At 61.7% G+C, this 26,499-nt stretch carries 20 protein-coding genes; 11 read left to right on the top strand and 9 right to left on the bottom strand.

The window, feature by feature from the left end; translation table 11 throughout:
- Window positions 1–8: 8 nt before the first annotated feature.
- Together J3P73_RS24985 and J3P73_RS24980 are read right to left on the bottom strand one after the other, a co-directional pair.
- A complete protein-coding gene (locus J3P73_RS24985; protein WP_130673626.1) occupies window positions 9–1,520 on the bottom strand; it encodes a glycerol-3-phosphate dehydrogenase in 1,512 nt (503 codons plus the stop codon).
- Window positions 1,521–1,557: 37 nt separating this feature from the next.
- A complete protein-coding gene (locus tag J3P73_RS24980) occupies window positions 1,558–3,132 on the bottom strand; it encodes an FGGY-family carbohydrate kinase (RefSeq protein WP_024319816.1) in 1,575 nt (524 codons plus the stop codon).
- A 789-nt stretch (window positions 3,133–3,921) separates the two neighbouring features.
- Between J3P73_RS24980 and J3P73_RS24975 the strand changes: the two genes are divergently transcribed.
- From J3P73_RS24975 to J3P73_RS24945, 7 genes are all read left to right on the top strand, one after another.
- Window positions 3,922–4,578, top strand: coding sequence for a DUF2291 domain-containing protein (locus J3P73_RS24975; protein ID WP_024319815.1), 657 nt, complete (start codon window positions 3,922–3,924; stop codon window positions 4,576–4,578).
- Entirely contained in the window at window positions 4,575–6,119 is a 1,545-nt protein-coding gene (locus tag J3P73_RS24970) for a sugar ABC transporter ATP-binding protein (protein WP_018480520.1), read from the top strand. The genes J3P73_RS24975 and J3P73_RS24970 overlap by 4 nt, the downstream gene beginning before the upstream one ends.
- A 22-nt stretch (window positions 6,120–6,141) precedes the next feature.
- Window positions 6,142–7,194, top strand: a complete 1,053-nt coding sequence (locus tag J3P73_RS24965; RefSeq protein WP_007637093.1) for an ABC transporter permease — start codon at window positions 6,142–6,144, stop codon at window positions 7,192–7,194.
- A gap of 111 nt (window positions 7,195–7,305) precedes the next feature.
- Window positions 7,306–8,253, top strand: a complete 948-nt coding sequence (locus tag J3P73_RS24960) for a D-ribose ABC transporter substrate-binding protein (protein WP_017967825.1) — start codon at window positions 7,306–7,308, stop codon at window positions 8,251–8,253.
- Between the two features lie 150 nt (window positions 8,254–8,403).
- Complete coding sequence (locus J3P73_RS24955) at window positions 8,404–9,246, top strand: DeoR/GlpR family DNA-binding transcription regulator (protein WP_018068535.1); 843 nt, start codon at window positions 8,404–8,406, stop codon at window positions 9,244–9,246.
- 37 nt (window positions 9,247–9,283) lie between these two features.
- Entirely contained in the window at window positions 9,284–10,813 is a 1,530-nt protein-coding gene (locus J3P73_RS24950; protein ID WP_130673625.1) for an FGGY-family carbohydrate kinase, read from the top strand.
- A gap of 37 nt (window positions 10,814–10,850) precedes the next feature.
- Entirely contained in the window at window positions 10,851–12,599 is a 1,749-nt protein-coding gene (locus J3P73_RS24945) for a glycerol-3-phosphate dehydrogenase/oxidase (protein WP_130673624.1), read from the top strand.
- Between the two features lie 121 nt (window positions 12,600–12,720).
- Here the strand turns inward: J3P73_RS24945 and fba are convergent, their stop codons facing one another.
- From fba to J3P73_RS24915, 6 genes are all read right to left on the bottom strand, one after another.
- On the bottom strand, window positions 12,721–13,785 hold the full coding sequence (fba, locus tag J3P73_RS24940; protein ID WP_018068538.1) for a class II fructose-bisphosphate aldolase: 1,065 nt from the start codon (window positions 13,783–13,785) through the stop codon (window positions 12,721–12,723).
- Window positions 13,786–14,132: 347 nt separating this feature from the next.
- Window positions 14,133–14,981, bottom strand: a complete 849-nt coding sequence (locus J3P73_RS24935) for a sugar phosphate isomerase/epimerase family protein (protein WP_018068539.1) — start codon at window positions 14,979–14,981, stop codon at window positions 14,133–14,135.
- Window positions 14,982–14,992: 11 nt separating this feature from the next.
- On the bottom strand, window positions 14,993–15,979 hold the full coding sequence (locus J3P73_RS24930) for an ABC transporter permease (RefSeq protein ID WP_018068540.1): 987 nt from the start codon (window positions 15,977–15,979) through the stop codon (window positions 14,993–14,995).
- Window positions 15,979–17,007 (bottom strand): ABC transporter permease, encoded by a 1,029-nt coding sequence (locus J3P73_RS24925; RefSeq protein WP_024319811.1) that lies wholly within the window; start codon window positions 17,005–17,007, stop codon window positions 15,979–15,981. The genes J3P73_RS24930 and J3P73_RS24925 overlap by 1 nt, the downstream gene beginning before the upstream one ends.
- Complete coding sequence (locus tag J3P73_RS24920; RefSeq protein ID WP_024319810.1) at window positions 17,000–18,514, bottom strand: sugar ABC transporter ATP-binding protein; 1,515 nt, start codon at window positions 18,512–18,514, stop codon at window positions 17,000–17,002. The genes J3P73_RS24925 and J3P73_RS24920 overlap by 8 nt, the downstream gene beginning before the upstream one ends.
- Before the next feature lie 126 nt (window positions 18,515–18,640).
- Window positions 18,641–19,624, bottom strand: coding sequence for an autoinducer 2 ABC transporter substrate-binding protein (locus J3P73_RS24915; protein WP_018068543.1), 984 nt, complete (start codon window positions 19,622–19,624; stop codon window positions 18,641–18,643).
- Between the two features lie 245 nt (window positions 19,625–19,869).
- Here J3P73_RS24915 and J3P73_RS24910 point away from each other — a divergent pair, with 245 nt between their 5' ends.
- Window positions 19,870–20,928 carry a LacI family DNA-binding transcriptional regulator gene (locus tag J3P73_RS24910; RefSeq protein WP_130673623.1) on the top strand — a complete coding sequence of 353 codons (1,059 nt, stop codon included), beginning with the start codon at window positions 19,870–19,872 and terminating at the stop codon, window positions 20,926–20,928.
- 90 nt (window positions 20,929–21,018) lie between these two features.
- Here the strand turns inward: J3P73_RS24910 and J3P73_RS24905 are convergent, their stop codons facing one another.
- Complete coding sequence (locus J3P73_RS24905; protein ID WP_018068545.1) at window positions 21,019–22,560, bottom strand: cation:proton antiporter; 1,542 nt, start codon at window positions 22,558–22,560, stop codon at window positions 21,019–21,021.
- A gap of 88 nt (window positions 22,561–22,648) precedes the next feature.
- Between J3P73_RS24905 and J3P73_RS24900 the strand changes: the two genes are divergently transcribed.
- The 3 genes from J3P73_RS24900 (at window position 22,649) to J3P73_RS24890 (ending at window position 26,362) form a co-directional block, all read left to right on the top strand.
- On the top strand, window positions 22,649–23,878 hold the full coding sequence (locus J3P73_RS24900; protein WP_130673622.1) for a flavin monoamine oxidase family protein: 1,230 nt from the start codon (window positions 22,649–22,651) through the stop codon (window positions 23,876–23,878).
- A 200-nt stretch (window positions 23,879–24,078) separates the two neighbouring features.
- Entirely contained in the window at window positions 24,079–25,137 is a 1,059-nt protein-coding gene (locus J3P73_RS24895) for an alpha/beta fold hydrolase (RefSeq protein ID WP_018068547.1), read from the top strand.
- A gap of 175 nt (window positions 25,138–25,312) precedes the next feature.
- Window positions 25,313–26,362 (top strand): class I SAM-dependent methyltransferase, encoded by a 1,050-nt coding sequence (locus J3P73_RS24890; protein WP_024319807.1) that lies wholly within the window; start codon window positions 25,313–25,315, stop codon window positions 26,360–26,362.
- Window positions 26,363–26,499: the final 137 nt, after the last annotated feature.

Below are 26,499 nucleotides of genomic sequence, written 5' to 3'. Positions count from 1 at the left end.
GGCATCCTTCAGGCGGCGGCAAGGCGGGTTGAAGCAAACCACTCGCCAAAGGCCGCGCGCTCCGCTTCGTTCAGATGGAGGTAGTGTTTGGTGCGGCGATAGAGGATGTCGTCGGCCGTTTCGGCCCATTCCGTGGCGACGAGGTAGCGGGCCTCGGCCTCATAGAGCTGTCCACCGAAATGCCGCCCGAGCCCTTCTAAGCCCGTCGCACCGGCAACCACATTCCTGGCGCGGGCGCCATAGAGACGGCCATAGTGATGCACGAGCTTGCGCGGCATCCAGGGATAGATATCGCGCAGGCTGTTGGCAAAGCTCTCGTAGTCGGCATTCGGAATTTCGCCGCCCGGCAGCGGCGCTTTCTCAGTCCAGTCGCCTCCCATGTTCGGGAAGATGTGCTTCAGGCGCTGCATGCCGCGTTCAGCGAGCTCGCGGAACGTGGTGATCTTGCCGCCGAAGACGTTGAGCAGTGGGGCGGCGCCTGTCTCGTCGAGATCGAAGACATAGTCGCGGGTAACGGCCGACGGATTGCCCTTGCCATCGTCAAACAGCGGGCGCACGCCGGAGAAGCTGTGCAGCACATCGTGGCGACGCAGCTTTTCCTTGAAGTAGCGATTGACCGCCTGGAGCAGATACTCGATCTCCGTCTCGTCGGCGGTAACATCCTCGGCCCGGCCTTCGTACGCGATATCGGTCGTCCCGATCAGCGCCTTGTCGCCCTCGTAGGGATTGATGAAAATGACGCGTTTGTCGTGGTTCTGCACCAGATAGGCATTGGCGCCCGCCCAGAACTTCGGCACGATGATGTGGCTGCCCTTGACGAGGCGGACGTTGCGGCCGGAGTTCGATCCGGCGACGCGATTGATGATGTCCATCACCCAGGGGCCGGCGCAGTTCACCAGACATTTGGCACGGAAGGTTCGCGTCTCTCCCGTGGAGTTGCTTTTGGTGACCACGGTCCAACCGCCATTCTCGCGGCGGGCCGACACGGCGGGCGAGCGGGTCAGCACCAGGGCGCCGTTTTCCGCTGCGCTGACCGCATTCAAGGTCACGAGGCGGGCGTCGTCGACCCAGCAATCGGAATATTCAAAGCCGCGTGTGTATTGATCGAGGATCGGCGTGCCTTCCGGGTCGCGGAGCAGATTGAGCGTGCGGGTCCCGGGCAGCTTCTTGCGGCCGCCGAGATGATCATAGAGGAAGAGGCCGAGCCGCACGAGCCATGCGGGGCGATCCTCTGGGCTGTGCGGCAGGACGAAGCGCATCGGCCAGATGATATGCGGCGCGGCATTGAGCAGCACTTCACGCTCGATCAACGCCTCACGCACCAGGCGGAATTCGTAATATTCGAGGTAACGCAAACCGCCATGCACCAGCTTGCCCGAACGTGACGACGTTCCCTGTGCCAGATCGTCCTTTTCGCACAGCACGACCTTCAAGCCGCGGCCCGCGGCATCGCGTGCTATCCCCGCGCCGTTGATGCCTCCGCCGATGACGAAGAGATCCAGGAGTTCGGGTTCAGTCATGTCGTACTCCTTCGATGCCTGCTGCATCAGAACTTGATTACTCGCCCACCGGCGATGTCGTTGCGGCTTCGGCGAGCTTGTCCCAGGCGGGCGCCATTGCCTGGCGTACATCGGTGTAGGCAGAAAAAAGCCGGTCGAACCGGTGGGCCTCACTGGCATCCGGTGTTTCCGGATCGCCGAGCAGCGGCGTCACCCAGTCGGCAATGCAATCGTCCATGCTGGAATAGACGCCGACAGCCACCGCGGCCATCATCGCCACCCCGGCCGCCCCCGTCTCCTCGCGGCGCGACTGGCGGATCGGTGCGTTAACGGCGGCCGAGAGTGAGCGGCGAAGGGCGACGGAGCGTGTTGCCCCGCCCGTGAGCCGCAGCTCTTCGGGCATCGCGCCCATCGCCGCGTAGCAGTCGCGCGTCGCAAGCCCCAACCCTTCGACCACGCCGCGCAGCAGGTCGGGGAAACCGTGACGCATTGAAAGCCCGGTGAAGCCCGCGCGCGCATTGGCGTTGACGAAAGGCCCACGTTCGCCCGCTTCTGAAATGTAGGGGTGGTAAAGCACCGCCCCCGGTCGGCTTTCTGCAAACCAGCCGTCGATGCGCGCAATGAGGTCTGCATGCGAAGCAGGCTTGCCTGCCTCGGCCATCAGATAGGCGGCGACATCGAGGATCCAGTCGATGTTGATCGTGGCGCCCATATTCGTCTGGACCTGGGTGACGATGCCGGGGATGGGCAGGGCGATCACATAGCCGGTGCCCTCACGATTGAGCTGAACGTCGGCAACGGACTTGGCGCGCAAGTGCACGCCGGTCGAGCCGATCGTCGAGCAGGCGGCGTTGCGAGCGCTGCTGCGCACGCCTGCACCAAGCGCCGTCATCACCATGTCGACATAGCCGAGGCAGACCGGCGTTCCGGTCAGAAGTCCACAGGCCTTCGCCGCCTCCGATGTCAGCGGGTGGGCGATCTCGCTGCCGTCGATGATTTCGGGCAGCAGCCCGCGCCTGTGGTCAAGGCCGAGCGCGTCGATCACCACTGCATCATACTGGCGCGTTCTGAAATTGCCGAAGGTGAAACTCGCCTCGGACGGATCGGTCGCCCGCACGCCTGTGAGGTTGAGATAGAGCCAGTCCTTGCAGTGCAGCGCCGTCTCCGCCTGGTCGAGAAGATCCGGCGTGAAGCGATCCATATGGGCAAGTTGCGCGCCCTGCTGGCAAGTGTTGAGGCCGGTGCCCGTTGCCTCGAAGCGGGCACGGTTCTGGGTTCCGCCGGCAAGTGCCGTAACCGTCGGCGCAGCACGCGCGTCGAGCCACAGCCAGGCATCGGCGACCGGCGTATTGCCGCGGCCGACGAGCCAGGTGCCGTCGCCCTGTCCGGTGACGGCGATGGCTGCGGTGCGGGATGCAAGATCAGGGACTTTTTCGCTAAGGCCACGCAACGCGCTGGCGCAATCGAGCCAGGTCTGATCCAGCGACTGCGTTGCCGAGCCATCGTCTCCGGTGGTGTATCTGTTGCGAACGGAGGCCGTGGCAATCTGGCGTCCGGACGGATCGAAGGCGACGGCCTTGATGACCGAGGTGCCGGCATCTATGCCAATGATGATCTTCTGGGTCGATATCATTGCAGGCCTATCTCGTCACCACCGCAAGCCCCACGGCGGGCAATACGCGCATCAAATTCATCTGAAGTCCTCCCAATCCCTGAATTCTCTGGGATGATGCATCCGGCTGCCAACTTCGGCCCTTCCACGGGCAACGACAAGCGCGCCGCCTTTGACAAATCCCAGATCTGGCGCGCAGCCGAAACCTCCCTAAGCTCGCTCGGAAACATAACATAAAGATACCATAATGCCAGTAAGATTTTTCTAGCGATGTAATTTTTTTCATTTAAAATAGAGGAGCAAGGAGTTTACTTCCGCGCTGTCGAGCTATCGGCGTGTGGCATGGAAAACGGCGGTGCGCGCGATGCTCGATCTGTGATTTTTTGAATGAAAAACAAATAGATGCTTGCATCGTTCGATCGAATGACAAGTGTGAAGGCGATTGCATTTCCTGCCACTTTTTGCTGCGCCGCAGCGTGATGAACAAGATGTGAGGCCGTGCCTTTTAATCGAGTTGCTGCGAAAGTGCCGTTGACAGTTCGTAAAATTTATAACATCATTTGCGGCATAAATAACATACTTCTATCACGGAAGTGCGCTTCCTGATGGAGAATTTGCAGGGCCAGGCGGTTGGAGGAGACGGCCGCCGGTCTTGTTGAGGAGGCTTCCAATGCGAATTTTCGTCCAGAGTTGTGCTCTTGCGGGTGGCCCGCCGGCTTATGTTCCGGTGCGACGCAATGCTTCAGCCCGCCTGCGATCATCGTCGCGCTAACCCTCCATCTCGCCATTCCAAGCCAAGGCCGTCCGGACATGAGTACATCGCCCGATTATCCAGCATCAAAGCCGAGCAGCGGCAATCGCGGGCTCCTTGTCAGCGCGGCGTTGGCGGTTATCGTCGTTGCAGCGATCGCGTTCGATACGACGGTCGTCAAGATCGGTTCCGAAAACGATGTCCGCCAGCAGGCATTCTCTCCGGAAACCTTCGGCGCCGAGCAGTTTCCGAAAATCAAGGCTAATGTCGAGGAGCGGGCCGTTGCAGCCGCCGATCTCGCGGCCGCCATTGCCGCCGACAAGAAGGCGGCGGCCGAGAAATACGGCACTGCGACGAGCACCGGACCGGTCATTCCCGTCACGCTGACCGGCGTTTTCGGCGCCCGCAAGTCGAACACCAACGAAATGAAGATCGATGGGCTGCCTCCCGAGACGGTGGTCCGTGTCCAGACCGGTCCTGCGGTCAACGGCACGGACCTCCGCGACGCAACCGGCACCATCGAATTCGGCCAGTTCACCAACCAGATCCAGTATCAGGATGCCGGCTCGGCCATCAATAACGAGATGAAGAAGGCGGTTTTTGCGGGCCTGGATGCTGACGCCCTGGACGGAAAGCAGGCGACCGTCGTCGGCGTCTTCAAGCTCATCAATCCGAAGAACTGGCTCGTCACGCCGGTGAAGGTCGAGCTCAAATGAGCCAGCCGCAACGCAGCAACGGCGCGAAAGGCGAGGTCGTCCTCGCTGCCCGCAACATCGCAAAATCCTACGGCAGCGTTCACGCCCTGAAGGGGGTGAACTTCGACATTCATCGCGGCCAGGTCACAACGTTGTTCGGGGAGAACGGCGCGGGCAAGTCGACCTTGATGAAGATCCTTTCGGGTGTGGCGCAGGCAAGCTCCGGCGAGATCATTCTCGACGGCTCGCCGATCAGCTTCAGCTCGTCGACCCATGCGCGCGAGTGCGGGATCTCCATCATTCACCAGGAGCTCAGCCTCGCCCCCAATCTCAGTGTCCGCGACAATATTTTCATGGGCCGGGAGATCATCAAAGGTGGTGTCGTCGACTTCGCAGAAGAGGAGCGTCAGACCCGGGCGCTGATGGAAGAGCTCGAGGAAGACATCGATCCGCAGACCCGCGTCGAGGATCTTCGCCTGGGCCAGCAGCAGATCGTCGAAATTGCACGAGCCCTCTCCGTCAATTCGCGCATCCTGATCATGGACGAACCGACCTCAGCGCTGAGCGCGACGGAGGTGGAAGTGCTCTTCAAGGTCATCCACGACCTGACCAGCCGCGGCGTGTCGATCGTCTACATCTCGCATCATCTGGAAGAGGCGCTGCAGATCACCAATCACGCCGTCGTTCTGCGCGACGGAAACATGACGGCCTACGCCGAGCGCAAGGATATCGATCTCGAATGGATCGTCCGCAACATGGTCGGTGAGAATTTCGACCTCGGCAGCCCGCCGCAAGGTCACCAGTTCGGAAACGTCTCGCTTTCCATCGAAAACCTCAGTGTCCCCGGTCCTTCCGGCGCTGCCTATAATGCAGTCGATCGTCTGTCTCTCAAGGTGCGTGCCGGTGAGATCGTCTGCATCTACGGGCTGATGGGCGCCGGGCGCACGGAACTGCTCGAGTGCATTGCCGGACGTCTGCGCGCAAGCGGCGGACAGGTTCTGCTCGAAGGACAGGACGTCAGTGGGCTCAGCATCGCCGGGCGCATTGCCAGCGGTCTCGTGCTCGTGCCCGAAGATCGCCAGCGCGACGGTCTCGTCCAGACGATGACGGTCGGCTCCAATCTGTCGCTTGCGAGTATCCGCGCCTTCACCAAAGGGCTTTTCACCTCCGGCCATCGGGAGCGCGATCTCGTCAATGACGCGATCCGGCGGGTGCATGTGAAAACCGATGGCGGTGCAGCTTCGATCGGCTCGCTCTCCGGCGGCAACCAGCAGAAGGTTGTTATCGGCAAGATGCTGGCAACCCAGCCGAAGGTCATCCTGCTCGATGAGCCAAGCCGCGGCATCGACATCGGCGCCAAGGCGGAAGTTTTCAAGTTGCTTGCAGAGCGCGCCAAGCAGGGATTGGCGGTCATCTATTCGACGTCCGAAGTCAATGAATGCCTGAGCATCGCGCACCGCATCATCGTCATGCATCGCGGCAGGATATCGGCCGAGTTCGGCTCGGATGTCACCAAGGAAAAGATCATGGCCGCCTCCGGCGAAGCCGTGGTCGCGCACTAGCCTGGATTATGGAGCACTGATTATGTCAGTCACGAACATCACCGAAAAGAAATCAGTTTCCAGCGGGCAGAAACGCAATACCAATATCGTGCGTCTCATCCTGGAAGGCCGAGCCTTCTTCGCGCTGATCGTCATCATCGCGGTCTTCTCGTTCCTGTCGCCCTATTACTTCACGCTGAACAACTTCCTGATCATGGCGTCGCACGTCGCGATCTTCGGCATTCTGGCGATCGGCATGCTGCTCGTCATCCTGAATGGCGGCATCGATCTGTCGGTCGGCTCGACACTGGGGCTTGCAGGCTGCATCGCCGGTTTCCTGATGCACGGCGTCACGCTCACCTATTTCGGCGTCATCCTCTATCCGCCGGTCTGGGCCGTCGTCGTCATCACATGTGCGCTCGGTGCGCTGGTCGGTGCGGTCAACGGCGTGTTGATCGCCTACCTCAAGGTGCCGGCCTTCGTCGCCTCGCTCGGCGTGCTCTACGTGGCCCGCGGTATCGCGCTCTTGATGACCAACGGCCTGACCTACAACAATCTCGGCGGCCGTCCGGAACTCGGCAATACCGGCTTCGACTGGCTCGGCTTCAATCGGCTCGCAGGCATTCCGATCGGGGTCATCGTGCTTGCGGTTCTCGCCATCATTTGCGGCATCGTGCTGAGCCGCACCGCCTTCGGCCGCTGGCTCTACGCCTCAGGTGGGAACGAGCGTGCCGCCGACCTCTCCGGCGTCCCGGTCAAGCGCGTGAAGATCATCGTCTATGTGCTTTCCGGCGTCTGTGCTGCGATCGCCGGCCTGGTCCTCTCCTCGCAGCTGACCTCCGCCGGTCCGACGGCAGGCACAACCTACGAGCTGACGGCGATCGCAGCCGTGGTCATCGGCGGTGCGGCGCTGACCGGCGGCCGCGGTACCGTCCGCGGCACCATGCTCGGCGCCTTCGTTATCGGCTTCCTTTCGGACGGCCTCGTGATCATCGGCGTCTCGGCCTACTGGCAGACGGTATTTACCGGCGCGGTGATCGTTCTCGCCGTCCTCATGAACAGCATCCAATACGGCCGCCGGGTCAAATCGTCCTGACGGCTGAGACCGAAACTTATCCACGACGGCGGGCTGGAGTCCACGAAGCCGATTGGGGAAAGCACTGCCGGATCCCCGGCAATAACTGAACTCACAAATGGGAGAGAGACTATGTTTAAGAAAGGCATGCGCATACTTCTGGCCGCCGCGGCCGTAGCACCGCTTCTTGCAAGCTCCGCTTGGGCAGCGGGCATGATGACGATCATCGTCAACGATCCGTCGAATCCCTATTGGCTGACGGAAGGCAATGTCGCCAAGGCAACTGCCGAAAAGCTGGGCTACACGGCCTCGGTCAACGCCCACAAGGGTGACACCAATACCGAAAGCAACCTGATCGATACGGCGATCACCAACAAGTCGGTGGCGATCATCCTCGACCCGGCAAACGCCGACGGTTCCGTCGGTGCGGTCAAGAAGGCCGTTGCTGCCGGCATCCCGGTCCTCCTCGTCAACGCCGAAATCAACCAGGAAGGCCTGGCGAAGGCGCAGCTTGTTTCCAACAACGCACAGGGTGCCGCCCTCGGCGCACAGCAATGGGTCGAAGCGATCGGCGACAAGGGCAACTATGCCGAACTCTTCGGCGCTCCTTCCGACAACAACGCTGCAACGCGTTCGAATGGCTACGAGACCGTCCTTTCGCAGTATCCTGATCTGAAGAAGGTCGCCAAGGAAGTTGCCAACTGGGACCGCACCCAGGGCCACAACAAGATGCAGTCCATGCTGCAGGCCAACCCGGATATCGTCGGCGTCATCTCGGGCAATGACGAAATGGCGCTCGGTGCGATCGCAGCACTCAAGGAAGCCGGCAAGCTCGCCAATGTGAAGGTCGGCGGCTTCGACGGTTCGCCGGATGCCGTTGCTGCCATCAAGGCGGGCGAACTCCAATACACCGTCCTCCAACCGGTTGCCGTCTTCTCCGAAGAAGCCGTCAAGCAGGCCGACAACCTGATCAAGACGGGCAACACGGGCGCCAAGAGCGAGAAGCAGCTCTTCGATTGCCTGTTGATCACCAAGGACAACATCGACAAGTACACCGGCCCGTTCGTTCTGGCGCAGTAAACGGTAAAAGGGCGCTCGTTAGAGCGCCCTCATTTTCATGCTGGAAGCGATGGCCGACGGTCCAACCGCCGGTTGCGTTTCGCCTTTTTGCCTTGGCGCGGCAATCACTGTACGAAGCTGGGATCCATAATTCAGCGACAGGAGTGACCCGTGACACAGAAGACCAGCCGGGACGACGATCTGTTGGACCAGCTCACCAGCGACAGCCGGCAGACGCGCCAGATCGCGCGCCGCCGCATGATTGCAGAGGCCGTTATGGGTGAAGGCTCGATGCGGATTGAAGACCTGACAGACCGTTTTGGGATCAGCCTGATGACGGCTCACCGCGATGTCGATGAACTCGTCAGCCGCGGCCTCTTCAGGAAGACGCGCGGTATCGTCACGGCGGCGGCGACCAATCTCATCGAATCCAGCGACGTCTATCGCTCGAACCGTCAGTCGGTGGAAAAGAAGCTGATTGCCGAGGCGGCAATGCAATTCGTCGAACCGGGACAGGCGATCTTTTTCGATGACTCGACCACGGTTCTTCAGATGGCGGCACATCTGCCTTCGAAGGCGCCGGTCACGGCAATCACCAATTCCCTGACGCTGATGAATGCGCTGACGGGCCTGCACGACGTGACGCTGCTCGCCCTTGGCGGCCAGTATTACAATTGGTGCAACGCCTTCATGGGTCGCATGACCATCAACGAGATCAAGGCTCTCAGGGCAGATGTCGCGTTCATCTCGATGTCGGCGATCAGCGACGGCACGGTGCTGCACCAGTCTCCTGAAACAGTCGATACCAAGCGGGCCATGTTCGATTGTTCCGTAAAACGCATCCTGCTTGCCGATCATACCAAGTTCGAACGGCGCGCACTCCACAGTTTCGCAGCACTGGATGAGTTCGACGTCGTTATCGTCGACGACAAGACCCAGCCGGTGCACATCGACCGCATGCGGTCCAGAGATATCAACGTGGTCATCGCCAAGGGCGCCGGAGGGCGCTCCTGACGGCGTGGGCCAGTTGCTCGTCATGAGGTAAACCTGAATGCCGACACTGCTCGGGATCGATAGTGGTTTGACCGTCACCAAGGCGGTCATCTTCGATATCGATGGCACGCCGCTTGCAGCCGCCCGGCGCCGCGTTACGCAGTTCATTCCGAAGGCCCGCCATATCGAGCGCGACATGGATGAATTATGGAACGCGACGGCCGATGCCATCCGCGAAGCGATTTCGCTCAGCGGGCGACCGGCAAGCGACATAGAGGGCATTGCCGCTACCGCGCATGGAGACGGCATCTACCTGCTCGATCACGCCCGGAAGCCGCTTGGCCGGGCCATTCTCTCGCTGGACAGCCGGGCAGGGGCGATCGTCGACCGGTGGACGAAAAGCGACGTCGCCGACCTGGCGATCGAACTGACGGGGCAGATCCCGCACGTCTCCGCGCCATCGGCATTGCTTGCCTGGATCCGCGAAATGGAGCCTGAGCGCTACAAGCGCATCGGCCATTTCATCAGCTGCAAGGACTGGCTGCGGTTCTGCCTGACCGGGATCATCGGTACGGACCGCACCGAAGCCAGCACCTCCTTCACCAATGTCAAAACGCAGAACTACAGTGAGGACGCTCTTCGGCTGTTTGGATTGGAGGATCTCGTCCACGCCCTGCCACCAGCCTCGCGCTCCGACCAGATCGTCGGACGCGTGACGCGTGAGGCCGCGCAACTGACGGGCCTTGCCGAAGGAACGCCTGTCGTTGCCGGCCTCCACGACGTCACGGCCTCGGCGCTCGGGGCAGGGGGCTATGCCGAGGGTGTTGTCGCGGTCATTGCCGGAACCTATTCGATCAACGAAACGCTTTCGTCGGAACCGCGTGTCGACCGGCGCTGGTTCTGCCGCAACGGGATTGCACCCGGCATCTGGAACAGCATGTCGATCTCCCCGGCATCGACAGCCAATTACGACTGGTTTCTGGACACGCTCTGCGCTGCCGAACGCAAGAATGGCGAGGTGCAAGGCAACTCGATCCACGCCCTGCTGGCGCCCGAGATCGATGCCGCTTTCGAACGCCCCTCGACGGCGCTCTTCCATCCCTATCTGTTCGGCTCGCCTTATGGCGCAGCCGCCAGCGCCGGTTTCTTCGGGCTCGGTGGATGGCACGACCGCGGCGACATGCTGCGCGCCGTGCTTGAGGGCATCGCTTTCAATCATCGCATTCATGTCGACGCGCTTCGCGACGGCTTTGCCTTCGATCAGGCGCGGCTCGCCGGTGGCGTCTCGCGCAATCCTGCCGTCGTGCAGATGTTTGCCGATGTGCTTGGCATGCCGGTCACGGTAACCGAGACGGATGAGGCGGCCGCCTGGGGTGCTGCGCTTTGTGCCGGGTCGGGCGCCGGGGTCTTCGCCGACCCGCAGAGCGATCCGCGCGACACTGCCTCCATCGCAAAGACTTGCCGGCCCGATGCAGCGCGCAGCGCGGATTATGAAAAGCGTTACCAGGTGTTCCGCGAGATTGCCGACGCGATGATCCCCCTTTGGCCTAGGATTGCCGCGCTTGCGCCGGAGCAATCGGCAAACTGAAAAGACAGATGCCTGCTGCGGCGGGCAATTTAGGACGATGAGCATGACCCCCGATTTGCAGCAGCGCTTCTCGAATCTCGGCGAGAACGATATCGACGTTTTGATCATCGGGGCGGGCATCAACGGCGCCGGCCTGTTCCGCGACCTCTCGCTACAGGGTGTCAATTGCCTGATCGTCGACAAGGCCGACTTTGGTTCCGGCACGAGCGCTGCACCATCGCGGCTCATTCACGGCGGCCTGAAATATCTGGAAACGGGTGAGTTCGGACTGGTTGCGCAGTCGACGCTTGAGCGCAACCTCCTGCTCAAGAACGCGCCGCATTGCGTCGAGCCGCTGCCGACCTTCATTCCGGTCTTTTCCTGGACCCGTGGTATCTGGGCAGCGATACGGACGCTCTTCGGGTCGAAGACGGCGCCACGCAGCCGTGGTGCCGTTCTCATCAAGATCGGGCTTCGGCTCTACGACTTTTTCGGTTCACGCGACCAGGTCATGCCGCGCCACCGGCTGATCCTGAAGAAACAAGCGCGCAAGGAAATGCCGCATGTCACCCCCGCCATCGTCGCCGGCGGCATCTACTACGATGCCAAGATCAGCAGGCCGGAGCGGCTCGTCTATGAGCTCGTGAGCGATGGTCTCGATGCGAATACGAGGAGCCTCGCGGCAAATTTCGCGACACTGGCTGCCGTTTCAGATGGGCGTTTGACCTTCCGGCTGCCCGATGGTCGCGATGTCACCGTTGCTCCCAAGCTGGTCGTTAATGCGGCAGGTCCCTGGATCGATCACGTCAACACTTTGCTCGGCGCTCCATCGCGCCTGATCGGCGGCACCAAGGGTTCCCATATCCTGCTTGACCATCCCGAATTGGTGCGAAGCCTCAACGGCCATATGATCTATTTTGAGGCCGACGACGGTCGCATCTGCCTCGTCTACGACTATCTCGGCCTGGCACTGGTCGGGTCGACCGACATTCCGGCGGATGATCCGGACAATGTCCGCTGCGAAGAGCCGGAAACCGAGTATTTCCTCGAAAGCGTCCGCTCGCTACTGCCGACGCTCCGCTTCGATCGCGACCAGATCGTCTACAGCTATAGCGGTATCCGCCCGCTGCCGGCATCGGATGCGGCCGCACCGGGGTTGATCAGCCGCGATCACTCCGCGCCGGTGAAGGAGCCAGAGAAGGGCAGACCTTTTCCGATCATTTCGCTGGTCGGAGGCAAGTGGACGACGTTCCGCGGCTTTGCGGAAGAGGTTGCCGACACCGTTCTCTCCCGGCTGCAGCGCCGCCGCAGCCAGTCGACACGCTATCTAGCGATCGGCGGCGGCAAGGCCTTTCCGGCTGATGCCGAGCAGCGTAACGCCTGGATCAGCGATGCCGCGTCACGCAGCGGCGTCGCCGCCGAGCGTGCTGACGAACTGCTCCGCCGCTACGGCACGACGGCCGCAGCCCTGCTTTCTTCTGTTTCAGGCTATACCGACGAACAGCGCCTGACGGGTGCGCCGCGTTACAGTCTCCGCGAGATCGACTGGATCGCCCGGAACGAGCTCGCTATCCACCTGTCGGACATCGTGATGCGCCGCACGACGCTTGCGATCGAGGGTCGGTTGACGCTGGAAGGCTTGCAGGAAATCGCCGGCGTTGCCGGGGCAGCGCTCGATTGGAATGCCGAACGAACGGCAAGCGAAATCGAGGACGTTGTCAGCCAGCTGAGCCGCTTCCACGGCCAAGCACTGACAGGCAAGGTTGCCGCCGAGCCGGAAAAGGCACCGCGCCCGGCCGCAGGCTAGAACAGGATGATTTTAGGCCGGGTCGGCCTAAAATCTGAATCCTGTTCTCCATTATATAGTTAGAGCATGATGTCGTCCGAAAACCGCTTCACACTTTTCGGCATCATGCTCTAGCCCAGTTTCAGGAGAAAGCCGGATCGAGAGAACCGGACTTGTAACGCTTGGCCATTTCCGAAACGGGAAGGGGCGTGATGCGGCCGGCCATACCGGCAGTGCCGAACTGTTCGAAGCGCTCCTTGCAGAGCTTGGTCAGCGCCGCCATCGCCGGCTTCAGATATTTGCGCGGATCGAACTCGCTTGGGTCCTCCTGCAGCACGCGGCGGATCTGACCGGTCATCGCCATTCTGCCATCGGTGTCGATATTGACCTTACGCACGCCATTCTTGATGCCGCGCTGGATTTCCTCGACCGGCACTCCCCATGTCGGCTTCATCTGACCGCCATATTTGTTGATGATCTCCTGCAGCTCGATCGGGACCGAGGACGAGCCATGCATGACGAGATGCGTGTTCGGGAGCTTACGGTGAATTTCTTCGATGACGTTCATCGCCAGCACCGAACCGTCCGGCTTGCGGGTGAACTTGTAAGCGCCATGCGATGTGCCCATCGCGATGGCGAGCGCATCGACCTTGGTTTCGCGCACGAACTTCACGGCTTCGTCCGGATCGGTCAGCAATTGGTCATGCGAAAGCTTGCCCTCGGCGCCGTGGCCGTCCTCGGCCTCGCCCATGCCGGTCTCCAGAGAACCGAGAACGCCGAGTTCACCTTCCACCGAGATGCCGCCGAAATGCGCCATATCGGTCACCATCTTGGTGACGCCGACATTATAGGCCCAGTCGGCGGGCGTCTTGGCGTCCGCCTTCAGTGAACCATCCATCATCACCGAGGTGAAGCCCGCCTGGATCGCCGTCATGCAGTTGGAGGGATCGTTGCCGTGATCGAGATGCACGCAAACCGGAATATGCGGATAGATCTCAACGACGGCATCCATCATGTGCTTCAGCATGATGTCATGGGCGTAGGCGCGTGCTCCGCGCGACGCCTGCATGATAACCGGCGCCTGACACGCGTCCGCGGCTTCCATGATGGCGAGCGCCTGCTCCATGTTGTTGATGTTGAAAGCGGGAACGCCGTAGCCTTCCTCCGCAGCATGGTCGAGCAGTTGCCTCAGCGTAATGCGTGCCATCCAAGATTCCCCCATATCGATGGTCGATCGAAACGCCGCCATCTCTTCGAGACTAGAGCCCGGGCGTGAGCCGTTCAAGCGTCTTATTTTAATAGGCAAAATGGCATAGGAGGAGGAACGTAACAAGCAATAATAACAATATCACAACGAGTATGATATTTCTCAAGAGTCATCTCGCATGCGTGAGCCGAATGAAATTCAGGCCTGTGCTGAAGAGACGGGGCGTCATGCCCCTTGCCGGCGATGGCGAGAACTCTTCAGCCAGACACCCGTGCGGCCGCTGGCTGTTATGGCTTGTGGTTGATGGCAGTCGGCCAGCAGTGGAATCCGGAATATCCGGCACCGGGTCAGATGAGACCGTATTGTTCCGCCTTATTGCGCAGGAACGGCAGGCCCTTGTCCATGACCTCTTCCATATCGCGTGCAACGGGGCGCCAGACGGCCAGGCCATAGGCGACCTCGGGCGGCATGTTGATGAAGCTTTCCATCGCAAGCCCGCCCTTGAAGCCGATTGCGGCAAGCGCGGCATAGATCGCATCCCACGGAATGTTGCCATAGCCCGGCGTACCGCGGTCGCTCTCGGAAAGGTGGATATATTTTAGGTGGTCGCGGGCGATCAGGATGCCGTTTGCCGCACCCTTTTCCTCGATATTCATGTGGTAGGTGTCGAGGTGAACGAAGATGTTATCCGCGCCGACACGCTCCACCATGTCGACGGCTTGCTGCGCCGAGTTGATCAGGTGGTTCTCGTAGCGGTTCACAGCTTCGACGCCGAGTTGGATGCCGTACTTCTTCGCATGTTTTGCCGCAACGTCGAGCACTTTGGCGATGTTGTCGTATTCACCTTGCGTCGGCGGCACGCCGGTGCGCTCGCCGATGCCGCCGAAGATGACGCCGGACAGAGCTTCCCCGTTCATGTCAGCGGTCTTTTCGATCGCAACCTTCAAGTGCTCGATTGCTGCCTCCGGGCGGACGGAGGCCCAGGCATGCTCCGGCAGGCCGAGCGAGCAGACGGCCCGCAGCTTGTTCTTTTCAAGCAGGTCGCGGGTGTGTTTGGCATCGACGGCAGGCGCATTGAGCAGCGCGATCTCGATGAAATCCATCTTGTAGTGCACCGCTCCGGCAATCGCCTTCTCGGCGCCTGCGCGGTCCCAGTTCATGGTCCACATGCTGGTGTGAACGCCGAAACCTTCCATGATCGTATCTCCTATTTCACGATTCTGATGAACTTGGCCGAGAACCATCGCAGCACCATCACGACGATGAGCAGGATGCCCCAGACGGCAGTGGTGAGGTGCTGGTTGGCGCCGAGCAGGTTGAGCCCCGAAGAGAGAAGCTGCAGTACGATGAGCGCCACAAAGACGGGCAGGACGCGGCCGAAGCCGCCGAATGGATTGATGCCGCCGAGGAAGCAGGCGAGCACGGTGATCAGCAGATAGGACTCGCCGTGGCCGACGCGCACCGAATTGAAGCGCGCAAGCATGATGATGCCGGCAACCGCAGCCATCACGCCGGAGAGCATGTAGACCAGCACCAGGATTTTGCGGGTGTTGATGCCGGAATAGCGGGCAGACTCGATATTGGAGCCGATCATGTAGGTGGAAAAGCCGAGCTTGGAGCGCGAGAGCAGGATGTGGCTGGCGATCACGCAGGCGATCAGGATCAACAACGGTACCGGGATGCCGAGGATGCTGCCGTGGCCGATCGGAGCGATGAAGGTGGGGAAGCCCGAGATATCGCCGCCGCGCGTCAGGAACTCGCCGAGGCCGCGTAGGAAGATCATCATCGACAGCGAAACGAGGATCGGATGGGCGCGGGTAAAGGCGATGACGAGGCCCATGACCAGGCCGCTCGCGGCGCCGACGGCAAGTGCCAGAGCCGAGCCGAGCAGGAAGGCGCCCGGACCGGCTTCGATGCCGCCATTGGCCTGCAGCGTCCAGGCGAGCGTCAGGCCGGCGATGTTGGCGGTGAAGGTGATCGCAAGGTTGAGGCCGCCGGTGAGGATCGGCATCAGCATGGCAAGCGTCAGGACGCCAAGCTCGGGAAGCTGAAAAGCGACCGATCCGAAGGTCGCGCCCGTCAGGAAATGCGGCGAGGCGAAACCGAAGACGATGAGCACGGCCGCCAGCGCGGCGAGGGGACCGGCCATGTCGGCCCCGAAGATGGCGTTGAAGCGGGCGGCGAGTGCGTTCATCAGCTCTCTCCCCTTTCTGCAGGCCTGTCACCGGTCGATTTGCGGGTCGCAAACACCGGCACCAGGTTGCCGATGCGGGCGCTCGACAGGGTGATCGCAACGAGGATGATTGCGCCGACGATCATCTTGAAGGCGAAGGGCGAGACGCCCATCAGGTTGAGGCCGTTCTGGGTGATCGAGACGAGCAGCACGCCCAGCACGCAACCGAGCACGGAGCCCTTGCCGCCGCCCAGCCGCGCCCCACCGAGCACCACAGCAGCCAGGACATCAAGCTCGCGGCCATAAAGTGCGTTCGGTACGACCTCCTGCGCATAATGCGCCTGCATGAGCCCGGCGATGCCTGCCATCAGTCCAAGCCAGCCGAAGGCGATGAACTGCATGGCGCCGATATTGATGCCGAAGCGGCGCGCGCCTTCCGGATTGTCGCCGAAGGCATAGAGCTGCCGGCCGGTCGTCGTGCGGGTAATGAAGAACCAGGTGGCGAGCGTGCAGACGGCCATGACGACGACCGGCAACGTGATCTCGGCCCAGCTCCCGTCGGCCATTTCGCGCTCGTAAATGATGACGCGGGTCGTCAGCCAGTCGGGCAGATTGTAGATCGACACGCCCTTGGTGAAGAACATCAGCAGGCCGAAATAGACGTTGAAGGTCGCGATCGTCGCGACGATCGAGATGATCCGGAAGCGGTGGATCAGGAAGGCGTTGATCACGCCGAGCACGATGCCGATTCCGGCCGCGATCAGGAAGCCGGATACCCATCCACCCCCGCCGATCCGCTCGAGCGCAAGTGCAGTGACATATTGCACGATCGAGGCGGCGACGGCGAAGGAGATGTCGATCCCACCTGATATCAGCACCACGAGCAGGCCGACGGCGAAGATGATGTTGACCGCGCTGATATTGAGCAGGTCGAAGACATTGCCGAGCGTGAAGAAACGGTCGGTCATAAAGGCCAGGGCAACGCTCATCGCGATGATGACGGCAAACAGCACGAATTCGGTCGTATGGGACAGGAACAGCTTACGCATAGACCGCCGCCTCCAGGTCCTTCAGTGTGGTCGCGCGCGGATCGTGCCAGCCGGCGATGCGGCCCTTTTCCATATGGATGATCCGATCGGCGTTGAAATAGACCTCCGGCACCTCGTCCGAAATCAGGATGATCGCAAGCCCCGCCTCGGCGAGACGTGCAACGATTTCGAAGATGCCGGCGCGTGCGCCGACATCGACGCCGACCGTGGGTGCATCGAGGATCAAGACCCTCGGATCGGTGGCGAGCCATTTGGCGATCGCGACGCGCTGCTGGTTGCCGCCCGAAAGCGTCGAGATCGCATCGTCCTGCTTGCCGATCTTGACGCCGAGATCGGCGATCCAGCGTGCGACCAGCGAGCGCTTCTTTTCCGGCGAAATGAGCCGGCCACCCAGGATGCGGTTGAGCGAGGCCATGACCAGATTGTCGGCGATGGATTGCGGCTGGTTGAGACCGAGCGAAAGGCGGTCTTCGGAGAGATAAGCGACGCCTGATGTGATCGCCTCGCGGTTGGAGGCAAAGCGCACCGGCCTTCCCTCCAGCATAATCGTGCCGGCTGCGGGCCGGCGCATGCCGAACAGCGTGAGCGCAAGTTCGGTGCGCCCGGAGCCGAGCAGGCCGGTGATCCCGAGCGTCTCGCCATGGCGCAGATCAAAGGAGATGTCCTCGAACTCGCCGGGCCGGGAAAGCTTGCTGACAGAAAGCAGGACCGGGTTCTGCGATACGTCGCGGGCGCGAACATTCTGGTCGAAGGTGCGCCCGGTCATCAGCTCGGTGATCTGAGACTGGGTCATGCCCTCCACCGGATAGACCCCGACCAGCGCGCCATCGCGCAGCACCGTGATGCGCGAGGAAATTTCCAGCACTTCCGCAAGGCGATGGCTGACGAAGACCACGGCAACGCCCGAAGCCGACAGCGTGCGCACGATCGCCAGCAGATTATCAGTCTCCGACTGGGTGAGCGAGGCGGTCGGCTCGTCCATGAAGACGATCCGGGCCTCTCCGACCAGCGCGCGGGCAATGGCGACGATCTGGCGCTGCGCGATGGCGAAGTCCTTGAGGGGTCTGTCGACGTCGAGTGTGACGCCAAGCCGGGCAAGCGCCTCCTCGGCTATTGCGCGGATCGCGGCATAGTTGACGAAGCGCGGGCGCGAACCGGAAAGGGTCTGGAAGGCGATATTCTCAGCCACGCTCATCTCCGGAAAGAGCGCGAGGTCCTGCCAGATGATCTGGATGCCGCGGGACTGGGCCATGCCTGGCGTCATGTGGGATATCGTCTCGCCGTCGAAGACGATCTCGGCGCCGTCTGCGGGCCGATAGACGCCGGAGATCACCTTGATAAGGGTACTCTTGCCGGAACCATTCTCGCCGGCCAAGCAATGCACCTCGCCAGGCAAGACTTCGAAGGAGACATTTTTCAGCGCCTTCACACCGCCGAATGTCATGTTGATGCCGCGAAGCGAAAGAAGCGGCTGGGCCTTCACACCATCATCCGTTGCCATGCTCATGCCGGTTGCCTGTCCAGTCGAATGCCATGAAAGGTCAATGGTCCAGCCATGGCCGGATACCGCTCTTTTTCCCGAACGTCGGGCCGGTCCACATCGACCGGCCCGACACCCGGGGAGGGGGCCTCTTCAGAGGCCCATTGCGGCCAGGTCGTCGACCGTATCCTTGTTGATCGGCAGCAGTTGATCGACGATGATGTCGTTGCCGACCGGCTTGATCACGCCGAGACCCGGAATGTCATCACCTTCCTTGACGCTCTCGCCCTTGATCAGGCGATCGGCGAGCGTGACGAAGACTTCGCCGGCCTGTTTCGGATTCCACATGAAGCCGCCCGATATCGCACCTGATTTGATCAGCTTCTGGCCTTGGCCTGGCGAGAACGGGCCGAGCACGAAGATCTTGCCCGTCTTGCGGCGTTCCTCGATAGCGCGCCCGGCGCCGATCGGACCCTGGCTGCCGAAGGCGAGGAAGCCGGTCAGATCCGGATGCGCAGCGATGAGATCGAGCGCCGTCGAGCGGCTCTTGTCGACGTCTTCCGCCACGCCGTAGCGCTCGCCGACGAGTTTCATGTCTGGGTAGTTTGCCTTGATATAGGCAATTGCGGCGTCCGCCCAGGCATTGTGGAGCGGCACGGTCAGCGAACCGACGAAGACGGCATATTCGCCTTTGCCGCCCATTTTCTCGGCGAGCAGCTTGCCATGCGCTTCACCGAAGCCTGTGGCCGATGCGAGTTCGAAATTCCAGTCGGCGCCCTTCTGCGAGGGCGATTCATGCGTAATGACCTTGATGCCGGCGGCCTGCGCCTTGGTGAGCACGGGCTCGAGCACCTTGGCATCGTTGGGCACCACGCCGATGACCTTGACGCCCTGGGCGATCAGATCTTCGATGGCGCGCACCTGCAGCGCCGGGTCGGCGCTGGTCGGGCCGATCATGAAGGCATCGACGCCGAGTTTCTGGCCCTGTTCCTTGATCCCGGCCTCCATCGCATTGAACCATGGAATGCCGCCGATCTTGACGACAATGCCGACCTTCGGTGCGTCCTCTGCAAACGCGACCACCGCCCCGGCAAGCGATAGCGATGCGGCAAATGCCGCTGCGATAAGTCTCCTCATCTTCACTCCTCCTCAAGGTCGCTCATACGAACGACGACCACCGGCCGGCTTGCGGCAGGTTGTTCCTGGTTGCTTCTTGGCGAGGGAATACCCTTGCCTCCCGTCCCGCCTCCTCCGGCGAACCATCTTTTGCACAATCGATCTTTCTTTTTTGCACAATCGATGGTGCAATGACTATCGATCAAGGTGGGGCTTTCGTCAAGAGGGGTTTGTTTCTAAGGGAAGCGACAAAGGAAAGGCGATATATGACCGACATCAGCAAGAAGAAGGCGACGATCTACGATCTCTCGATCCTATCGGGTGCGTCGCCTTCCACCGTGAGCGCCGTGCTGAACGGAAGCTGGCGGAAACGGCGTATCAAGGAGGCGACGGCGCAGCTGATTCAGAACCTGGCAAACGAGCACGGCTATACGGCAAATCTGCAGGCCCGCGGCCTGCGTTCGTCCCGCTCTGGCCTCGTCGGTCTTCTGCTGCCGGTGCACGACAACCGTTATTTCTCCTCCATGGCGCAGTCTTTCGAGGCGCAGGTCAGAAGCCGCGGCCAGTGTCCCCTCGTCGTCAGCGCCTGTCGCGACCCGGAGGAGGAGCGCCAGGTCGTCGAGACACTGATCTCCTATTCCATCGACGAACTTTTCATCGCCGGCGCAACCGATCCGGATGGCGTGCACAAGGTCTGCGAAAAGGCAGGGCTGAAACACGTCAACATCGATCTGCCCGGCACGCTGGCGCCGTCGATCATCAGCGACAATTGTGAAGGTGCGCGCATGCTGACGCAGGCGATCATCGGGCGCGCGCAGGAGGATGGACCGCTTTCACCTGACGATCTGTACCTCTTCGGCGGCCGCAACGATCATGCCAGCCATGAGCGAATTCGCGGTTTCCGCGACGTAAAGCGCGCACTGCTGGGCGCAGATCCGGACGTCTGCATCCAGCCGACCGGCTATTCCCCTGCCATGACTGCCCGCGCCTTCGAAACCTTCTACGAAGGCCACGGAAAGCTGCCGCGCGCATTCTTCGTCAATTCCTCAATCAATCTCGAAGGGCTGATGCGCTTCCTCGCGCTGCACCCGCACGAGACCTTCGCCGACATCATCGTCGGCTGTTACGATTACGATCCCTTCGGCTCCTTCCTGCCTTTCCCCGTCTTCATGATCCGGCAGGACAGCGAGGCGATGATCACCAAGGGGTTTGCGATCCTCGATGCAGACCGCGGCGCGCCAATCACGCATCTGGTGCGGCCGACGCTCGTCCCACCCCGCACGGCACTGACCGGCCCACTCGACGCACTGAAGGATATCGAGTAATGCGTCCCACCTCGTTGGAAATGCTGGGCTGACGGAGAACAGACCCTTTGATGCCCGATCGCGTTGGCATCGACAACTGCCTTATCGGATCTAGCTTTCTGTGATGCGGCGATCTTCATCGGAGCCGACGGAAAGCTGCTTCCAGTCCAGGTCTTCCTGCAGCTCGAGATATTGCGTCGCGCCGATCTGGTCTGTGTCGCGCAATTCCTCGAGCCGCTGGCGCTGGGCAAGAACGGCGGCGATCGTCAGGTGGCGGCGGCGATCGAGCGGCGAGGTCTTGTTTGCATCGGTTGATGCAGTCCAATGATCCTTGCAGATCGTCCGTATCGCTTCGGCTTCAGTGCCGCCCTCCTTCTCAAGCCGCTGAAAGGCCGCTTCGGCGAGCGATCTTCGGGCCGCCTTGAGTTCATCCTGGACTTCTGCCTGCCGACCGAGTTTCAGGAAATGGATCATCGGTGCCAGGGTCGCCCCCTGAATGACCAGGGTTGCGAGCACCACCGCGAAGGCCGTCAGCACGACCAGGTCTCGTTCCGGAAAGTCGGCGGGGAGCGCGAAGGCCGTCGCCAGCGTAACGAGGCCGCGCATACCGGCCCACCCCACCAGCAAGGTCTCCCCGGATGTGAAAGGCGCCAGTTCATGGCCGCGTCGGTGGCGAGACGCGACGACGGCGTGAAGCAGGAACGCCATCACCATACGCGCCAGGATGACGCCGACCACCACGATGGCGGCAAATCCCATCGCCCGCTGAAGCTCTTCGGCCGACATCGCTTCAAGGATGCGGCGCGCCTGCAGGCCCATCAGCAGGAAAGCCACCACGTTCAGCAGGAAGACGACAGTCGTCCAGACGGCGAAGGAATGCACCCGCATCCGTGGTGAATCCTTGACCGAAGAGAGAGTGGCGAGCGTCATTGCGCTCGCCACTGTGGCAAGGACAGCCGACAGATGCAGATGTTCGGCGATAAGCCAGGTTGAAAAAGCGTAGACGAATTGAAGCAGGGTCCCGCCGACCGTGTTTTCGGTTATCGGCCGAAGCCGCGAGACAAAAAAGCCGAAAACGATGCCGAAAACGATCCCACCAGGTGCGGCAAGCCCCACCTGAAGCGCCGTCCCGGCATCCAGTCCGCCACGCGCCTGGACAGTCAGCGCAGCCCCGAAAAGCAGCAGCGCGGTTGCGTCGTTGAACAGGCTTTCTCCCTTGAGCAAAGCATCCACACGGCGGGCGACCGGCAAATTGGAAAGGACTGCCGTGGCGGCTGCGGCATCGGGCGGCGAAACAATTGCGCCGAGTGTGACCGCAACCGCAATCGGAAGCCCGACCGTCAGCATGCTGATCGACACGACCACGCCTGTCGTAACGAGAACCGCAACAACAGCATAGAAGAACAACGGCAGCAGCATGCGCCGCGCCGCGCCCACCGGGAAATCATAGGCCGAATCGACAAGGACCGGCGCGATGAACAGAGCGAGCGCTGTCGGCGGATCGATGGGGATCGTGGGCGCGCCGGGCAACATCGCCACGCCGACGCCGGCGGCAGCCAGAATGCCGGGGTAGGGCAGGCGCATGCGACGCGTGACCTGCAGCAGCAGGATGGCAACCGCCAGCAATGCAACAAGTGTTTCGAAGAACGTCATTTCAGCATACTAGCAGGCTTTCGAGCACATTGAAGCGGGTGCCACCCCGATGTAAAGCTTGTGTCGTATCAAGCTGATGAGGGCGACGATGGACTACGAGGTTGCGATTGTCGGCGCTGGCGCAGCCGGGATTGCAGCGGCAAAAGGCCTGGCCGATGCCGGGCGCTCGGTCATCATCCTGGAGGCCAGCAACCGCGTGGGTGGACGGGCCTGGACAATCGAATTGGCCGGAATGCCGCTGGATATGGGTTGCGGCTGGCTGCACTCTGCCGAGCGCAATCCTCTCGTCGCCATTGGCCGTGGGGCCGGGTTCAATATCGAGCGCGGGCCGACGGCGTGGCAAAGCCAGTGGCGCGATCTCGGCTTTACTCAGGATGAGCGCGCGGCGGCGGCGGCGGCATGGACCGCTCTTGAGGAGCGGATGCGGACCAATCCTCCCGCCAGCGACAAGGCGTCGGACGCGCTGGAGCCAGATGGCAAATGGAACGCCTACTGCCAGTCCCTCAGCGGATATATGAACGGCGCGCCGCTCGATCGGCTGTCGGTCGCCGACTTTCTTGCCTATGACAATGCAGCGACCGATGCCAATTGGCGGGTGCATGAAGGCTATGGAAGTCTGATCAGCGCGGCCGTTCCGAACGTGGCCCTGCACCTTTCGACGCCCGTACGACGCGTGACATTGACCGCGAACGGCGTCCAGCTGGAGACCGACCGCGGTCTTGTCACATCAGGTGCCGCGATCATCACTGCATCGACCACCGTGCTGGCCCGCGGAACCATTATCTTCGACCCGGAGGCCGACGATCACCTCCATGCCGCAAGTCAGCTGCCGCTTGGCCTCGCAGACAAGCTGTTTTTGGAGCTCCATGGCAATCATGGTCTAGAGCCGGAAACCCATCTGCTCGGCGACCCGCAAAATGCCGAGACCGGCAGCTATTATATCCGGCCGCTCGGCCGGCCGGTCGTCGAAGGCTTCTTTGGCGGAAACGGCGCTGTCGTCATCGAACGCGCGGGTTTGGTAGAAGCATTTGCCTTCGCACTCGACCAGCTGGCATCACTGCTCGGCAGCAACATCCGCCGCTACCTGCGGCCCCTGGCAGCCTCTTCCTGGTGTCGCACCGATTGGATCGGCGGCTCCTACAGCCATGCGCTGCCCGGCCATGCGGGCGCACGCGCAGTCCTGGCGCGCCCGCTCGGCGACCGGCTATTTTTCGCCGGCGAGGCGACGCACCAATCCGACTTTTCGACCGCGCATGGCGCATGGGAAAGCGGATTGCGGGCCGCCGACCAGGTTGCAGCTGTTCTAACACCCTCGTGATATAGAAGGGTGAATCTCGTTTGTCTTTATTGGCCGGCGGTGCAGGGCCATGTCGATACTCGACGGATGTGATGACAGTATCATTACGACGCGTGTGAAGATGATGTCGTTACGTGCTTAGACTGTTCTTCCAAGCCACGATTTCGATCCTGTAGGAGATAGGTCTGTTATGCGATCTTCCGCTACGATATTCTTGGACGATGAAACTTAGTCAGACCATACGGTTCTGTGCCTCCAAGGACGGCACCCGTATCGCCGTCGCGTCTTGCGGGCAGGGACAGGTGATCCTGCGGGCGGCGCACTGGCTTAGCCATGTCGATTATGATCTCGAGAGCCCGGTGTGGCGGCCATGGCTCCAGGCGCTGTCCGCCCACAACCGGTTTGTGCGCTACGATCCGCGTGGCTGCGGCCTGTCGGATCGGCATGTCGGCGACCTCTCCCTTGAAGCGTGGCACGCCGATCTCGATGCCGTGGCGGCGTCGATCGAGGAGCCCCGCTTTGTCCTCCTCGGTCTTTCGCAGGGCGGCGCACTCGCTATCGCATATGCCCTTAGATATCCCGAGCGGGTATCGCATCTGGTGCTCCTGAACGCGTATGCTCAAGGTGCCCGTGCCAGAGCTCAGACCGAGGCCGAGCGGCTGGAAGCCGAGACCCTTGTCAATTTCGTTCGCATCGGCTGGGGACGCGATAATCCAGCGTTTTGTCGGTTCTTCACCAACCTCTTTATCCCCGACGGCACACCCGAACAGCATCGCTGGTGGGGCGATCTCGAGCGCCAAACGGCAACGGCCGACGTCGCCGCGCAACTGCTTTGGCAGATGCAGGGGATCGATGTGCTGGACCTTGCGGCGATGCTGCGCCTCCCAACGTTGATCGCGCATAGCCGCGGCGACGTGCGCGTGCCGTTTGATCAAGGTTGCAAGCTGGCCGCCGCGATTCCGAACGCGAGCTTCGTGCCGCTTGAGAGCAAGAACCATGTGCTCTTGCCGGACGAACCAGCTTGGAATGTGTTTCAAGCCGAACTTGCTGCCTTCCTCGGACAGGATCGGTCCGTACGGCCGCGCGCAGTCAGCGAGGCCGGTCTGACACCCGCCGAGGCGACCCTTCTCGACCTCGTCGCAGAGGGGCTCGACAACCGCGCAATCGCAGAGCGGCTTGGCAAGAGTGCAAAGACCGTGCGAAACCAGCTGTCGGTGATCTTCAGCAAACTCGGCGTGCATAGTCGCTCGCAAGCGATCGTCATCGCGCTCTCCGGATAAATCCGCGTCGCAGGCAGGTCGCCACATCCTCCGTTGCCGATGGGACATCTGTCCCTCCAATGAGCGGATTTCTTCGCAGACGCGGGACGACCGCCTCATGCCCGGCAAGACGACGGCCTTCATCCTTGACGGCACGGGTGGCAAGACGCCGCCCGAGGACCGGGAGGAATTTCACGTGACGGAACTCAACGAAACAACGCTCAATGAACTCGTAGGTCGCGTCCTTGGCGACCTTGGCGGAGCGGTCAGTGTGCCGCTGGTTCGGATCGGTGATGCTCTCGGGCTATACAGGACGCTTAAGGAGATCGGGCCTGCGAAGGTCGACGAGCTTGCCGATGCTGCCGGATGCGCGCCTCGCTATGTGCGCGAGTGGCTGGCCGCACAGGCCGCCTCAGGTTACGTGCACTATGAGCGAGGAAGGTTCTCGCTGACGCCCGAGCAGGCCCTTGTGTTTGCCGAGCCGGACAGCCCGGTCAATCTGATTGGCGCATTCGATACCGCTGCTGCGATGGTCGAGAACCAGCCAAAGGTGCAGTCTGCCTTCAAAACCGGCAGAGGCGTCGCCTGGGGCGATCAGGCCGGTTGCATGTTCTGTGCCGTCGCGCGACTGTTTCGTCCAGGATATGTCAATGCCCTTGTGCAGGAGTGGCTGCCGGCGCTTGACGGTGTCATCGACAAGTTGAAATCGGGTGCAACGGTGGCGGACGTCGGATGTGGGCACGGGCTCTCGACGATCCTGATGGCGCAGGCGTTTCCCGATTCCCGGTTTACAGGCTACGACTTTCATCCGGGCTCGATTGCCGCTGCGACCGCGCACGCCCAAGCACACGGGTTAACGAACCTGCACTTCGAGGTCGGCCGGGCGCAGGACTTCGACGGTCGAGATTTCGATTTGATCACCTGCTTCGACTGCTTGCACGACATGGGCGACCCGAAAGCCGCGGCGGCTCATATCCGAAAGGCGCTGAAAGACGGCGGCGTCTGGATGGTGGTCGAGCCAATGGCCGGAGATACGCTGGAGGAGAACATCAATCCGGTTGGGCGGCTTTACTACTCAGCTTCGACGATGATCTGCGTTCCGACCTCGCTTGCGCAGGAGACAGGGCTCGCGCTTGGTGCGCAAGCGGGAGAGAGGCGATTGGCCGAGGTGATCCGGTCGGGCGGTTTCACTCATGTCCGGCGTGCAGCCCAGACGCCCCTCAACATGGTTCTCGAGGCGACCTGAGAGGGTCGCAGCCTCTCCATGGAAATGCCGCGCCGCATTCAAGGCCTCGTCAGGAAAGTCGACGAGTGCGGCGACTGGCTTGCGGCAGCGCGCCCGCCACCTGATCCCCAGCGGCGGCGATAACGCGTTCAGGCTGA

This window comes from Rhizobium ruizarguesonis, assembly GCF_017357285.1.
GTDB lineage: Bacteria > Pseudomonadota > Alphaproteobacteria > Rhizobiales > Rhizobiaceae > Rhizobium > Rhizobium ruizarguesonis.
The sequence above is the reverse complement of the archived record's forward strand: the minus strand, read 5'-3'. Positions and strand labels throughout refer to the sequence as shown.